This window comes from Myxosarcina sp. GI1, from assembly GCF_000756305.1.
GTDB lineage: Bacteria > Cyanobacteriota > Cyanobacteriia > Cyanobacteriales > Xenococcaceae > Myxosarcina.
This window is the reverse complement of the sequence record NZ_JRFE01000019.1, coordinates 186,584-202,677: the sequence shown is the minus strand read 5'-3', so window position 1 is coordinate 202,677 and position 16,094 is coordinate 186,584. Positions and strand designations below refer to the sequence as shown.

The following is a 16,094-nucleotide window of genomic DNA, read 5'->3' as shown; positions in this document are numbered from 1 at the left end:
GACTATATACAATAGCTATTATGAACTGCATAAAATAAAAAACACATTACCAAATCTATTTCAGGTAATGTGCTATATTGTCAATTCTCCGTTACGAAAACGTAATAATTAATTAAAAATCTCAAACACCAATTGAAGGCTCAATAGCGATCGCTGCAACCATCGCATTGTTAACACTAGCAGTAAAATTGAGGTCTAGCGCACCATCAGTAACCTCAACAGTGAAACTTTTATCAAGAGCAATATTCTGTCCACCAGCCTCGGAAAAAACATCCAAATCATCCAAAACTAACTGTTCTTCCGCACTGACATCAAACACTCGTTCGCCTGCTGCATCAAAAAAGAGGTCGGCAAATTTAAGAGTGACATCATAAACGCCATTATCAAGTGCTGTGTTGTAACTAAAGTCACTACCATAGTATCCCGTTTGATAAAGCTCGTCCTCCTCAGTTTTCTCTATTTCCCAAGGTGATGAGTATAGACCAGTGAAATTGTCAGACCAAGTAAAACCACTATAGTTATTAGACCATTGTCTGTTCAAACTATCAGTGTAATCATCGCCTGCTGCATTGACAAAAATAGTATTTGCTGACGTTTCATTTGTTGAGGAAAAATCTACAGGAGTGGCACTTAAGCTACCACTACCCTCAACCATAAGGAAATCGACAATCTCTGTAGTATGAATTACTTCATTATCTAAACTACGATCTTCTTCTACCTTAATATCTACTCCAGCAGTTGAGAGGTTGTTATATCTCAATCCCGAAGCATCGGCACCATCATAAGTACTAACACTGGCAGCAAGCTGTGGTTCTTGTGTTAATAAGCCATCAAACTCAATTGAAGACCAGTCATGAGTAACTATGTCTCCAGTACGGTCTGCATAATAAGAAAAGTCTCCCCATTGCCCAGAACCCGTTTCCATTGCCAGCCAACCGACAGTTTCAGAAACGTGAGCCGTATTTTGATTGGCTTCTTCTTCTTCCATAGCAATTTCAAAACCATCAACGGTACTGTTTCGCTGGCGTGTCCGTACGAAATCAAGTCCATTTTCAGTTTGTATTTGAGATAAAACGACAGGAGTAGCAGCAAAATCAGAATTAAAATCAACGCGATCGAATCCCGCTCCTTTTGCTACCAGTCCCTCACTGTCAGTAGTTCCAACTTCTAACAGCGTACCGTCATCAAGCTGCCAGGTTCCTGCTTCCAGGACAAAATAGCTAACTGCTTCTGCTGTATGTAAACCGTCAAGATAATTAGCTTCTTGAACTCGCAAATCGAAGCTATTATCGGTAATGTTTTGTAACCTTACAATAGCGGGATCTGACTCATTATTAGAGAGAGGTTGAATGAAAACGACGGGGTTTGTAAAGCTGTTAGTTAAGTTAATGGTTTGAAGTTGGTCGGTAAGATTTTCAACTTTGCCATATTCCATGACCACATCATTAGCATCGCTGATACTAATATCGAAGGTATCGCTGGTTTCAGCTTCTCCATCACTAGCAGTGACTTTAATACTAATATTTCCGCTATCTTCATTTAGAGGAGTGCCGCTCAAGGTATGGGAACTAGCATCAAAACTGATCCAGGTAGGTAAATTAGAGCCATCGGCTAAAGTAGCGGTGTAGGTCAAGCTATCTTCTGCATCGACATCAATAAAGGTGTCTCCTGGAATGGTAAAGCTAAATAGTGCATTTTCAGTGGCAATCTGGTCAGTAATTGAATTATTAAGAACGGGAGCATCATTAACAGGTGCGACTGTAACTTCTATTGAAGCGGTGGTATTTTCCGCGCCATTGGTGGCGATGTAATCGAAACTTGCAGTACCGCTCAAGTTGGCAGCAGGAGTAAATTCAACATTGCCTTCATTATTAACAATTGCGGTTCCGTTAACTGAATTGCCAATACTGTCAATACTCCAGCCTTCGGTATTATTACCCAATAATTCGGCTGCTGTTATAGTTAAAGTTACATCTTCATCAGTAGTGTAAATAATATCGTTATCAAGTACATTTACAACAGCAGTCTCTAACAGGTTTCCATCAGCAAATGTACCGCCAGAATCCAGGGTAAAATCAAGTGATATTGCTTCATCCGCTTCAGCAACAGTATCGCCTAATATTTCTAAAGCTAGAGTACCCGAACTTTTTCCAGCTTCAATAATCAACTGACTAGGTTGTAAGTAATCAATTCCTGCATCGGCAGAATCTGAGTAAGCAAAAACATCAATCGTTACATCTTGAATAGTAGGATTGGAAAGATTAAAGTCGAAAGTTACAAAAGTTGAATCAATATTGCCTTCTGAAATTGAAGTCTCGTAGTCCGCTAACGATATTGTCGGTGCAACTTCCAGTCGCGCATCGCTAAATTCGATAAATTCGACATCAAACAGCGTATACTCCGTACCAATATTAATAAATCCGTCGTCAGTAGAAATCTCACCCGCCTCAGCCAAACTTTGAGAGAATTTAACAGTATCAACACCGTCTCCACCGTTGATATAAGAAGCAGGAGGATAATAACTAGCAGTAAGAGGATCGTAATAGTTGTTAGTCGTACCAGCATTTGTAGCTACCAGCACATCATCATAGCTCGAACCCGTAACCTCTAAAATTTCAATATTGCTAAAACTGACGCTATTCTCACCATCACTATATTCACCGCTAATACTGTTACTTATGGTAGAAATAATGCTGTTAAAACTGTCGCTATAGTCTAGACGCAGTCTGTCAATTCCTGCACCGCCATCAACGCTATCTCTGCCTTGTCCTAAGTCGATAAAATAATCATCACCCGCACCGCCATTGACCGTATCGTTAGAGAAGTTATCAGCACCCAAATCAAAAGTGTCATCACTGCGACCGCCCGTAATTTCAAAGCTTTCGATGTTATTAAAGTCTATAAGACGGTTGTTGCTGCTAGTTTCAGAAAAATAAAATTCTGAAGAATATAAGACTAACGAATTATAGTTGAGTACCAGGTCAAAGCGTTGGCGACGCTCGGAATAATCGGCTACTAAAGTATCGAAACCTTCTCCACCGTCAATGTAAGAAGTAGCAAAAATAGGCTCTAAATTGTTGTTAGTCATACCAGCATCGGGAGCTACCAACACATCACTATAGTTGGAACCAAATACCTCAACGGTTTCGATATTGCTAAAGCTGACGCTGTTTTCACCATCGCTATATTCACCGCTAGTGCTATCGGTGAGATTAGAAGTAACACTGCTGTTGCTGTTGCTAAAGTCAAGACTAAGCTTATCAGTACCCACACCGCCATCAACGCTGTCAATACCACGACCAGTTCTAAACAGGTCATTACCCGCACCACCATTAACCGTATCGTCACTAAAGTTATCAATACCTAAATCGAGATTGTCATTACTACGACCGCCAGTGATTTCAAAACTTTCGATGTTGTCAAAGTCGATGCGACTGCTATTGCCAGATTCGGGAAAGAAAATGTCTAAATAACCAAAGTTAGCTATGACATCCAAGCGTTCGCGACGGTCAGTGTAATCAACTACCAAAGTGTCGAAACCCGCACCACCATCAATGTAAGAATTATCAGTCGCAAACAGGCGATCGTCGCCATCGGAACCAGTGATATTTCCAGTGCTGCTTAGTTCTGGCTCGAACATAAAAACATCAGAAGTTGCACCACTAGTATTCCAAACTACGGTGTTGCCTGAAATTTTGGGATTGAGATCATCAATATCGTTATTGGTTACTCGAATGGTTTCGGAGCCGTCGTAATAGAAAATTTCCCAATTATCATCGACATAGCTACTCCAAACTAGATTATTTCCCGAACCATCAACAGCAGCGGAGCTATTGGCACTGTAAGAGTTAACTGTACTGCTAGGATTTAAGGTGTCGTTAATATCGTTGTTAGTGATTTGATAAGTATTTGTTCCATCAAAGCGAAATAATTCCCAATCATTGCCGACCCATTCACCCCAAACTAAATTCCCATCGAAAAATCCCTGAATTGAGACATTATTAACGCTATCGACGATTTGAGTCGTGTTCCCAGAATCGTATAAATAAATTTCTGATTTTGTTCCTCCAGAATAAGCTTCCCAAGCTACTAAATCCTCTGACACATGAGGATTAACACCATTTGTTGAAAGCTGAGTAGTATTAGTACCATCATTTAGAAAAATTGTGTTACCGCTTCCTTGCCAAACAACATTTTGTCCAGAGATATCTATGAAAGTTTCACCAATGTTGTTGTTAGTTAATTGAGTTGTTGCTTGAGTACTATTATCGTAAACATATACTTCATATAAGCTTCCAGTAGAACTATATTCTGGCGCACTTCGCCAAGCAATTTTGTTACCTGAAAGTTTTTCATCAAAAATATAGGGATCGTTGGTTAACTGATTAATATTGTTATTGTCATAAAAGAAAATTTGCCATCCATTTGTATAACCATTCCACAAAATTCCAGTTTCAGAAATTTGAAGATCTGTAATTAAATTATTTCCTGTATTTGATAATTTAGTATTGCTAGTGCCATCATAAAGAATAATTTCACTGCCATTTTTTATCCAAACTATACGGTCTTTATTTACATCTGGAGTTTCCGATACTCCATTTGACGTTAATTGAGTAATTGCCATCGATTGCTCCAATCTGAAACATGAAACGTATTTATAATCTGGCTTTTGTTTCAAAAATCAGCATGAGAAAAAACCCCCAAACATACTAAGAAAAAACACCTAAAAAATATTCAAAAACTACTTAGATGTATTTTTAGATCGATAAATAAAAAGAAACTAATATCTAAAAAATTATCACTATGTTTTTATTACCACCATCATTTGAATTTTTGCGAATGCAGCGATCGCGCCATTTCAACTTCTATTACTAAAAATATGCGAACATGGTGATGTTTATTTTTTAGTTGGCTTTAACTACTCTCAAGATGAACAAATGGCGATTTTTGAAACTATTTACGATCGCAATGATTTTAAGTATTGGTTTTACCTGTTTGCAGACAATAGGGCGAATACCCATTCTTTCAGAAACCGCTCGAACTAATACCAATACAGAAAATCTCTTTGTTCCTCCTCGTAGTGATGTCCGCATTGCCGTCATTAGCGATCTCAATAGTGCCTACGGAGCTACCGATTACGAACCTGAAATAGATCGAGCGATCGCGCTACTATCCTTATGGCAACCAGATTTGGTGCTTTGTGGAGGTGATATGGTGGCAGGTCAAAATCCTGCGCTTACAGAACCAGAGATAAAAGCAATGTGGCAAGCATTTGACGACCATGTAGCTGCACCTTTACGTCAGGCGAAAATACCTTTTGGATTTACAATTGGCAATCACGATGCTTCTAGTGCTTTAGGAATTGAGGGACAATATTTGTTTCAACAGGAACGCGATTTAGCTCAGGCATACTGGCAAGATCCGCAACACGATCCTGGGGTTCGATTTGTAGACCGTTTCGAGTTTCCTTTTTATTACACTTTTGAACATCAGGGCATCTTTTTTTTAGTATGGGATGGTTCTTCCAGTAAAATTCCTGCTAATAAACTGGCTTGGGTAGAAAAAACTTTAGCCAGTCGGCAAGCACAGCAGGCTAAGATGCGAATTTTACTAGGACATCTTCCTCTCTATGGAGTAGCAGTAGGACGTGACGAGGCTGGGGAAGTCATGGATAATGCCGATCGGTTACGGGCAATGTTAGAAAAATATAACGTTCATACTTACGTTAGCGGTCATCACCATGCTTACTATCCCGGTCATCGGGGCAAGCTACAGTTACTACATACAGGTATTTTAGGTTCGGGTATAAGACCTTTACTTGACAGCAGCTTACCACCGCAAAAAACTATAACTATAGTAGACATTAATTTCGATTTACAGGCACTATCTACCTACACGACTTACGATATGCAAACTTTGGAATTAATTAAAAAGGAGCAGCTACCACGTTTTATCGCAGCACATAACGGCATTATTTTGAGGCACGACATTGAGTTGGCAGACTTGAAACCAGAGGAAAAAGCTTTTTGCTTGGAGCGATTAAATAGTAAGCTCTGTGGGCTAAGTAAATTAGGAAATATTGGTAAGTCTATAGTTTTGTTTGAATAAAGAGTTCGACTAATATAGTTTATTAGATTTTAAAATTACTGTTGATGAAAAAGGTTAGAGCAATAGTTTCGGGTAGGGTACAAGGTGTAGGTTTTAGAATGTCTACTCAAAGTAAAGCCAAGCAAATTGGCGTTGCTGGATACGTGCGAAACTTAGCCAGTGGAGAGGTAGAAATTGTGGCTGCAGGAGAAGCAGAGCCAGTAAATGAACTTTTAACCTGGGCTGAGATGGGACCACCATCGGCTGTAGTTAATGATTTGCAGGTCGAATGTTTAGCCGATGATGAAGAATTTAAAGGTTTTGAAATTCGTAGGTAAACTATATCAAAAGTCAAAAGACAAAAATTAAAAGTCAAAAAGAGCGGCTCTGTGACTCCCGACGTTGCTCCGCAACGGCGATGCCCTCCAGGGCATGGCGTTTGCGCGTACGCGCTGTTTGTCTCACGACGCTAGGGAACGCGCCGCGAATTAAAAAGAAAATGTCTAACCTTTTGACAATGGACAATGAGCAATCAACATTTAACATTTATCACCGTTCAATGTTCATTAATACAAGGGTATTGTAATTCTTCTGTTCGCTGCTATAGATTGCTTTTGCTTGTAGACAAGTTATACAAAATTCGATTAATAAATCACTCAAATTTTAGTGCCTAGTGCCTAATGTCTGATAAGACCGAAGTGTAACTTATTCAACCGAGAATTGCTATATCTAGCTTGCACTAGCCAAAAGTGCTTCTGCTTCTGCTTGACTCAAAGGCTGCGAAAAAAGATAACCTTGACCGAACTTACAACCGAGGTTCTTTAATGTTTCTAGTTGGTATGGTATTTCAATTCCTTCAGCAATCGTATCAATTTCTAATTGGTTACTTAGAGCGGTAATAGTTTTTACAATTTGATGATTTTTATCTCCCTCTTTCATGGCACTGACAAAAGAACGATCTATCTTGAGGGTATTTATTGGTAGGCGGTGGAGGTAGCTTAATGAAGAATATCCCGTACCAAAATCGTCAATACTGATTTGAATGCCTCGTGTTTGCAATTGTTTGAGTAAGGTAATTGTACAATCCACATTATCGATTAACATACTTTCTGTTATTTCCAAGTTTAGAAACTGACCATCCAAATCAGTTTGCTGAAGGATGCGATCGATATTTTCTAGAAAATGTTTGGTTTGTAAGTCTGGCGACGAAAGATTGACACTTACTCTAAGATTAGAAAAATTGGGGAAAGCTATTTGCCATGCTGCCAGTTGCCTGCAAGCCGTTTGAAGCGCCCAGGAATCGATCGCCGCAATAAGTCCTGTTTCTTCGGCTACGGTAATAAATTCTTTGGGAGTTTTTAACCCTTGAGTGGGATGTTGCCAGCGGATAAGTGCCTCAAATCCTATAAGTTTTCTGGTATTTAAGTCAACTAACTGTTGATAATAAAGTATAAATTCTTGTTTTTCGACTGCTTTTCGCAAATCGCTTTCTAGATGCAGTCGCTCTAAAACTCGAACGTGCATTTCCGTATTAAAAATTTCATATCGAGCTTTTCCTTTATTTTTTGCCCGATACATAGCAATATCAGCATCTCGCAAAAGATCGGTTGCCTGTCTATAACTGCTATCCCCCAACACTATACCAATACTAGGGGTAGTATATACTTCTCGTCCTTCTAGGATTAGAGGCGTTTGCAGTTTGGCAAAAATTCGCTTGGTAATATTTACGGCTTCTTGAATTCCTTCAATGTCTTCTAAAAGAACGACAAACTCATCTCCCCCCAGACGCGCCGCTAGATCCGTCGCTCTTAAAATAGTTTGCAGCTTTTGAGCGACAGTAATTAGCAAGCGATCGCCTGCCAAATGACCTAAACTATCGTTAATAATTTTAAATCGATCCAGATCGAGAAATAAAATTGCAAAGCTATGTTGTTCCGAACGTTTAACACGATTAATGGCTAATTCTAAGCGTTCCATCAACAGAGTACGATTGGGCAAGCCTGTTAGAGTATCGTGTAGAGCCTCATGTTTTAACTGATGTTGAGCCCGAACGCGTTCGGACACATCGCGGGAGGTTGTCTGTAACCTGATAACTTGACCGCTATCATCTTTAATTGGTTTAGTTAGGGTTTCAAACCAGATATAGCTACCAGTTTTATGGCGCATTCGATAAGTAACGGGCTGGGGATTTCCCTTAATCGCATCCGAGTGTTCTTGGTAAATGCGATCGCCATCTTCTGGATGAAAAAAGCTATAGGGGTCTTTCCCTAACATTTCTTCTGGAGAATAGCCTAGCAGGGTTTGACAAGAGGGACTAACGTATAGATACGAACCTTTTAACTCATGCAAACATACCAGGTCGTTCATATTTTCCGTCACCAGTCGATAACGAGCTTCACTTTCGCGCAGATCGGTTTCGGCTTGCTTGCGTTCGCTGATATCTTCAATTACTGTTACCGTTTTTAATGGCTGTTCGGGTTCACCTTCTAATATGGTCACAGTCGTATTAGCCCACATCACCGTTCCATCTTTACGACGATAGCGTTTCTCTAAGATAAAGCGGGGAATTTCGCCGCTAAATAACTTGGGTCGATCGAAATGTTCTCGGTCATCTGGATGGGTAATATCTACGGCTGTAAGTTGAGATAACTCCGCAGCAGTATAGCCGAGCATTTCACAAAAACGAGGATTGCAAGCTAATATTTTTGGATTTCCCTGATTTTCTAACGAAGCATAAACAATTCCTACAGCAGCACGCTCGAAAATAGCACGAAATTTATTTTCACTAGCAATTAATTGTCGCTCGGCTTGTTTGCGTTCGGTAATATCTTGGATTATGAGTAGAACGTGGGTTAGTCCATTGTGATTTGTTAAGAATGAGGCTGAAATTGAGACTGTACGTAGTTGTCCATCTTTATGCCTAATTTCACATTCCCCAGCGAAAAGGTCTTCTTCAAGTAGCATCCTTTGATAACTTGCGATCGCTCTATCGCGAGTTTCTGAATCGGGATGTAAGACATCAAACCATCCCAGAAGGTTAATTTCTTCTAGGGTGTAACCCGTAATTGCTTGCATTTGACGATTCCAGAGCGTAAAGCGAACAAAAGGAGCGTCCTTCAGTTCATAGTGGACGCATAATCCTTCGGACATGTTTTCCAAAATTTGCTGACGGAAAGCATTTTCTCGCTTAATTGCTGCTTCGGAAAAGATGCGTTCGCTTATATCTTGGATTAATGTATCCCAGATAATGTCGCCATTAGCCTGTTTTGTAGGTTTACCCGCTCCTTGCAGCCATTTTGTCTGTCCCGATGGTGTTATAATTCGCCAGCTACTACTCCAAGGTTGTAGATTCTTCCCCGAATTTTCGATCGATTTTATGAGACTCTGTAAGTCTTCAGGGTAAACCATCTCCCAGAGTACAGTGCTATCTGCTAGAATCTGCGGAGTTTCTATCTCCCAAAGACTATAACCGCCTGGGCTAATGTAGGTTATTGCATCAGAGCCATCAGGACAAAGCACATAGCGCAGAATTACACCTGGTACATTAGCTGCCATATTTTGAAATTTAGCTTCGCTCTCTCTTAACGCTATTTCCACTCGGCGGCGTTCTGCTATTTCTAATTGAGCTTGCTGATAGAGATTAGCTTGCCCAATAGCTATTTCTAATTGATTGGCAACAGCTTGGGCTATTTTTACTTGGCTATCGTGCCAGATGTGGGGTTGCTGTGTAGTTGAGATTGTTAAGCTGCCCCATAAAGTACCTTCAATAGTTAGGGGAATTAACAGCCAGGCTCCAGGAAAAGTTGCTGCCAGTTTTTGGTTAATTTCGTCATCTAACTTGGAGGCATTTTCTATACGTACGATTTGTAAATCTTTGAGTTGCTCTGCAAATGGATTTCCTGCATCGGGAATATCAATTCCTATTGCCGTTGAAGTGTTCGGATCGCAGCGAAATTCTGCAAGATGCCGCCAGACTCCTAGTTGTGGTAAATATTGCACCACACAACAATGTAAAATTTTTAAGAGTCGAGCCGTTTCTTCTGTAGCGGTGGCAAATACAGTATTTAAGTCAAGTGAGTTACGGATAGTTTGAAGAACTCGATTGAGAGCGCGTTCGCGTTGAATTTGCTGCTCCAATTCTTTACTTTGGCGATCGCTTATTTTATAAAAGGAAACAATGGCATAAGTTACTCGCTCATGGCTGTCGAATATTGGTGTGGCTAAAACTTCTATAGGAATTTGGCGATCGCCGCAGCGTATTTCTAAGTTATCGGCAAATGCTTGTTCTCCAGCTAGTGCTTTTGTACTTAGTAGGGCTATGGAATAAAGTTCTTGAGTATCTTGACAGTAAACTTGAAAGGCAGTATTGAATTGCTCTGGAGCGAATTTTGCAGGGCGATCGCTCTCTAGTAACAAACGTCCACTACGGTTGAGATAAACTATTTGTTCTGTCGCATTACAAACAGCAATTCCAATCTGTATCTCATCTAGTAATCGAACTAAATAGCTTTCGCTTTCTGAGCGAACTGCATTAGTAAGCGATGATATTAACAAATGTTTGACATTTACTGGTGTATTTCTCCACTCTTCTAGAGAAATTTGTTGCAGCAAAGAAAGCTGCTGGTTTTCCATATTTTAAAAAATATTAACAAGCTGACAGGGGATTTTTTAAAGTTTACCCGTCTTTTTGAATTAAGACATCAGCAAGATCGACTATATAGTTCCATTTAGTACATTTGAAGTTAGCTGTAGAAGAGCGACAAGACATTCACCTCGATCTCACGAGCGTTAAACGACGACAGAAATTATAGATACTGTAATATAGTATTTCTCATTGAGACTAGTGGACAAAACAATTATCGGCAAATTTAGTATAATAGCCCAAATCCTTGTTATTACGGTAATTTTGCTCGTAACTACTAATGGATTTTGCCAACCAGCAAGAGGAGATAATTTTATAAGCGATTTTGTAGAAAGCGATCGCTCCGTACCCACCTTAAGTTATTGGCACGTTTGGACGGACGACAAGAGTATCAGCCATCAAACTCAGTGTGAGTTAAGCGATTTTCAGCAACAAAGTATGGGGGGTGATGCTGCACCACAGTGGAATGACCTTTTGCTTACTGCCGAGGCGAAAATAATCTTTGCCGAACTGCCTGTAGGATGGATAGGAGAATGGCACGAAAACCCCAAGCCGCAGTGGATTATTCCTCTGTCTGGGAAATGGTTTGTCGAAACTATGGACGGTGTACGAGTAGAGATGGGAGTAGGCGAGGTTTCTTTTGGTGGCGACCAGAATACCAAACTTGACGTAGAAGGGCATCGAGGACATCTCTCTGGTACGGTAGGTAACGAACCTGCAAAATTAGCGATCGTTCAGCTAAAAGGAGAGCGTTGGCTAAGATCGCGACCAGGAGACTTTAAATAGAAATAAGATGCTATTGCATTTTTTGCTGTAAATAAGACTGCACCAGATTGTCTAGTTTTTCTTCAGGACAGCATTCAATCAATGCTTCATAAACTTCTAGTAATTTTGCCGCACTGTCTCCTAAAATTGGCGTTATACCCCAAACATCTTCTACCCACTGTTGGGGATGTTGGTCATCAAAAATCATCCGTTCTAAAAGTTGTTTGGCTTCGGCTTTGGAAATAGACATAAGATTTAGCTAAAAGATTGCCGTAGTTTATTGTAATTAAAATGCTGACTGAAATTAATTGGTATAATCCTTGGTTTCTTGCTCTAGCCTTAAATAGTCTCCTTTTGGCGATCGCCTGGATTTTGCCGAAAAAGTTATTAACTCCAGCTGGCTACATTCACGCCTGGGTTTTGGGAGTAATAGTTTGGGCAACTTTGGGCTGGCGGGGATACAGCGTAGTAATGTTTTATTTTTTAGCTGGTTCGCTAATGACTCGCCTGGGGATGAAGCAAAAAGAAGCCAAAGGCATAGCCGAAAAACGTTCTGGAATGCGGGGTCCCGAAAATGTTTGGGGATCGGCACTGACAGCAGCTATCTGCGCCATATTGAGTTTATTTTTCGCCTCTCCAGTTAAAGAATTATTAATTTTGGCTTATGCAGCCAGTTTTGCTACCAAGCTTTCCGATACTACGGCTAGCGAAATAGGCAAAGCTTATGGCAAACACACTTTTTTAGTTACGACTTTAAAACCCGTTCCCCAGGGTACGGAAGGGGCAGTAAGTTGGGAAGGTACCATCGCTGGTGTAGTAGCTTCGTTAGTTATTGCTATTGTCGCCTGGGTGATTGGACTTATCGAGCCTATTGGTATTGTCTGGTGTGCGATCGCCGCATTTATTGCCACCACTATCGAAAGTTTAATTGGTGCGACACTACAACCCAAGTTTGCCTGGCTGACTAATGAAATAGTTAATTTTATTAATACTATTATTGGCGCGATCGCCGCTATCGGATTGGCAGTTGTTTATGCTTACACAATTGGCTAGAAAGTTTTGAGTAGCGAGAAACAAGAGAATTGAGAAAAACTAGAGTACGGTAATTAATATTAACTGTTGCCTATTACCTGTTTCCTAAATTAAATCAATTTAATTAATAATTGCTGTAAATAATGAACGATAGAGCGATCGAGAGCTAGTAGACTAATGCGTAAATAAAGCAACCGTTTGAAAATCTTGTTATGTAAAGCTTTTGACTTTTAATTTTTAACTTTTAACTTTTAATTTCCGCGTAGCGGTACTAGCTACAATTAATTTAAGATAGCGATTGAAAAACCGATGACAGAATCTGCCCAACCGATTCCTCCAGTTATTTTACCTCCCGTACAGAATCCAGAGGTAGAAGCCCAATGGCTCAAACAGTCTTTGCACAACTGGTTGGATACTGAGTTTATCCCAGAAACAATTAATGAAAAGATTGCTTCTAGAGCCTCACAAATTTTTGTACGCCAACGTTTGGAAGGTGAAAACGATTTAGGTTCGCTGGTAATTGCAATTATTACCGAAATGCAGGCTTTTGATTTTAGTCGGAGTTTTTACAGCGAATTTGCGATCGCTAATGCCGTCAGCGATCTGATTTTAGACAGTTTGGGTATCGATCGCTGTTGCGGTGAATAAGAAGTAAGCTTTTTAGGAAACCTCTAAAAGAAAATACCTACGTAAAAAAATGAATTTTTGGCGTGATTTGTGAAATATAAATTGAAATCACGTAGATTTGTTTATAGATCCTAATTCTCGAAGGGGAACTTTGAGAGAGTCAGTTATCCACGATTTTTATGGTAGCTACTCCTCAAAGTCTGCAAGAGTTTGTTAATTATCGTCTGCAATTTATTACTGGAAAAGAGAAAAGCGAAGCGCAAATATTTCTAGATCGTTTTTTTCGTGCTTTTGGTCATTCAGGTGCATTACAGGCGGGGGCGGAATACGAGGTTGCAATAAGAAAAGGAAGCAAAAAAGGTAAAACTGGTTTTGCCGATTTAGTCTGGAAGCCCCGCGTATTAATCGAAATGAAGAAACAAGGGGAAGATTTAGGCAAACATTATCGTCAGGCTTTTAATTACTGGACGAGAATAGTTCCCAATCGTCCTCGCTACGCCATGCTGTGTAATTTTGATGAGTTTTGGATCTACGACTTTGATAATCAAGTAGACGAACCTGTAGACGTTATTGCCATAAATACTCTACCCGAACGAGCCTCTGCTTTTGGCTTTATGGGGTTGCAGCCTCAAACTCCTGTCTTTCGTAATAATCAGGTAGAAGTTACCCAAAATACCGCTCGTAAAATGGGGGAACTGTGCGAAATTCTTAAAGAACGAGGCGAACGGGCAGGTTTTAGCGTTGCCGACGCTCAAAGATTGGTTTTGCAGTGCGTCTTAGCGATGTTTGCCGAAGATCGCGGCTTATTACCCCAGGATATGTTTGTTAGCTGCGTTCGGGACTGTTTGAACGGTCAAAGTTCTTACGATGTTTTGGGGGACTGTTCGAGCAGATGAATCGACGTGGAGTTACGCCCGCAGGAAGATATAAAGGGGTAGACTATTTTAATGGGGGATTGTTTGCCAAAATTCATCCCATCGAACTGACTAAGGAAGAATTAAAGCGTTTAGACGAAGCAGCGCGAGAAAATTGGCAGCAAGTTCGTCCTGCTATTTTTGGTAACATTTTTGAGGGGACGGCGAATAAAGAAGAACGTCACGCTTACGGAATGCACTTCACTTCCGAAGCGGACATTATGAAAATCGTCAAACCGACTATTAGTAATTATTGGGACGAAAAGATAGAAGCTGCTAACAGCATTTCCGAACTAAATTCCCTACAGCTAGAATTGCAAAACTATCGCGTTCTCGATCCTGTCTGTGGTTCGGGAAATTTCTTATATATTGCCTATCAAGAATTGAAAGAAATAGAAAAGTCACTACTGAATAAAATTTCAGAACGCCGTAGATCCGAAACTCTCAAACAACAGGTGCAAATGGGTTTGGTAACACCGCTACAGTTTTACGGCATGGATATCAATCCTTTTGCGGTAGAGTTGGCTAAAGTTACTCTAACTATTGCTAAAAAAGTGGCGATCGATCGCTTGGAACTAACCGAACCAGAATTACCTCTCGATACTCTAGATAAAAACATCGTTTGCACCGATGCTTTATTTACTCCTTGGGTAAAAGCTAACGCTATTATCGGCAACCCTCCTTTTTTGGGTGGATATCGCTTACGTTCGGAATTCGGAAACGAGTATACAGAAAAAGTATTTAAAAAATTTCCTGATGTCAAGGGACAGGTGGATTTTTGCAGCTATTGGTTTCGGGTTGCCCATGACAATATTGATAACACTAGAGTTGGTTTTGTAGGAACGAATTCAATTAGTCAAGGACAAAGTAAAACTGCAACTTTGGATTACATCATACAAAATGGTGGTTATATAAATGAAGCTATTTCTAGCCAAACATGGTCTGGAGAAGCTAAAGTTCATGTCAGCATTGTTAATTGGAGTAAAGTAAAACCTAAAAAATGTTACTTAGATAACAGCGAAGTAGATAGTATAAACTCATCTCTTAAAACTACTATAGATGTTAGTAAGACAATAAAAATAAAAGCTAATAAAAATAAGTGTTTTACAGGAGTCTTACCCAACGGAGATGGTTTTATTATTACGGATGAACAATATAAACAATCGACTAAAGAGGAAGAAAAAAATAAAAACGTGCTAAAGCTGCTTTTAATTGGTGAAAACTTAACACAAAATCCTAAATTCACCCCTGCAAGATGGATTATTGATTTCAATAATATGTCAATTGAAGAAGCAAGCTCATACAAACTTCCATTTGAATGGCTAAAATCTACTATTCCTGTAGAAAGGAAAGATAATCGTAATGATAAGTTAAAAACTTATTGGTGGAAATATGAAGGCATAAGAACAGGAATGAGAAAAGCATTATCAACTTTGTCTTATTGCTTTATGGTTTCAGAGGTATCTAAATGGTGTATTTTTGTTCCTTGTAATACTAGTTGGCTACCTGCGAGAACAATAAAAGTTGTAGCTTCGGATGATTACTATGTTTTAGGCATTCTTACATCTAATATTCATCGTCTATGGGTACAAGCGCAAAGTTCTACTTTAGAAGATAGAACGCGATACACAAACACAACTTGTTTTGAAACCTTTCCCTTTCCGCAAATGCCCCGTAAGGACAGTTCGCGAACTGCCCCAACGAAAAACCTAATCCAGCAAATCCGCAATAAAGCGATCGAACTACATTAATACCGCTCGCAACAAATGGAACAAAAACAGTGGGGCATTACGCAACTTTATAACCAATACTTTCACGAACCAGCAAGTAAACTCTATCAGCTACATCAACAGTTAGATAAATTAGTGATGCAAGCTTACGGTTTTAAAGAACAAGATGATATCTTAGCCAAACTTCTAGAACTAAATTTAGAACTTGCAGAGAAAGAACAACAAGGTGAAAAAGTCATCGGTGCAGAATCTCCTGATTATTAATTACTGCGATTTTCATATCAGTAGACCACTAAA

At 39.7% G+C, this 16,094-nt stretch carries 8 protein-coding genes and 1 pseudogene; 6 read left to right on the top strand and 3 right to left on the bottom strand.

The window, feature by feature from the left end:
- Positions 1–121: 121 nt before the first annotated feature.
- Positions 122–4,624, bottom strand: coding sequence for a malectin domain-containing carbohydrate-binding protein (locus KV40_RS32190; RefSeq protein ID WP_052055655.1), 4,503 nt, complete (start codon positions 4,622–4,624; stop codon positions 122–124).
- Between the two features lie 344 nt (positions 4,625–4,968).
- Here KV40_RS32190 and KV40_RS15005 point away from each other — a divergent pair, with 344 nt between their 5' ends.
- Together KV40_RS15005 and yccX are read left to right on the top strand one after the other, a co-directional pair.
- Positions 4,969–6,108: a metallophosphoesterase gene (locus tag KV40_RS15005; protein WP_052055654.1), complete on the top strand. Its 1,140-nt coding sequence runs from the start codon at positions 4,969–4,971 to the stop codon at positions 6,106–6,108.
- Positions 6,109–6,152: 44 nt separating this feature from the next.
- Positions 6,153–6,425 (top strand): acylphosphatase, encoded by a 273-nt coding sequence (gene yccX, locus KV40_RS15000; protein ID WP_036483018.1) that lies wholly within the window; start codon positions 6,153–6,155, stop codon positions 6,423–6,425.
- A gap of 391 nt (positions 6,426–6,816) precedes the next feature.
- Here yccX and KV40_RS32185 read toward each other — a convergent pair whose 3' ends face one another.
- The gene (locus KV40_RS32185) at positions 6,817–10,719 is read right to left on the bottom strand and encodes a PAS domain S-box protein (RefSeq protein WP_052055653.1); all 3,903 of its coding nucleotides are present in this window, start codon (positions 10,717–10,719) and stop codon (positions 6,817–6,819) included.
- Positions 10,720–11,044: 325 nt separating this feature from the next.
- Here KV40_RS32185 and KV40_RS14990 point away from each other — a divergent pair, with 325 nt between their 5' ends.
- Positions 11,045–11,515 carry a hypothetical protein gene (locus tag KV40_RS14990; protein WP_036483138.1) on the top strand — a complete coding sequence of 157 codons (471 nt, stop codon included), beginning with the start codon at positions 11,045–11,047 and terminating at the stop codon, positions 11,513–11,515.
- 10 nt (positions 11,516–11,525) lie between these two features.
- Here KV40_RS14990 and KV40_RS14985 read toward each other — a convergent pair whose 3' ends face one another.
- Complete coding sequence (locus KV40_RS14985) at positions 11,526–11,744, bottom strand: hypothetical protein (protein WP_036483016.1); 219 nt, start codon at positions 11,742–11,744, stop codon at positions 11,526–11,528.
- Between the two features lie 41 nt (positions 11,745–11,785).
- Here KV40_RS14985 and KV40_RS14980 point away from each other — a divergent pair, with 41 nt between their 5' ends.
- The 3 genes and pseudogenes from KV40_RS14980 (at position 11,786) to KV40_RS37315 (ending at position 16,061) form a co-directional block, all read left to right on the top strand.
- The gene (locus KV40_RS14980) at positions 11,786–12,547 is read left to right on the top strand and encodes a TIGR00297 family protein (RefSeq protein ID WP_036483014.1); all 762 of its coding nucleotides are present in this window, start codon (positions 11,786–11,788) and stop codon (positions 12,545–12,547) included.
- A gap of 288 nt (positions 12,548–12,835) precedes the next feature.
- Complete coding sequence (locus KV40_RS14975) at positions 12,836–13,174, top strand: hypothetical protein (RefSeq protein ID WP_036483011.1); 339 nt, start codon at positions 12,836–12,838, stop codon at positions 13,172–13,174.
- 158 nt (positions 13,175–13,332) lie between these two features.
- Positions 13,333–16,061, top strand: a pseudogene (locus KV40_RS37315) (DNA methyltransferase).
- Positions 16,062–16,094 lie beyond the last annotated feature (33 nt).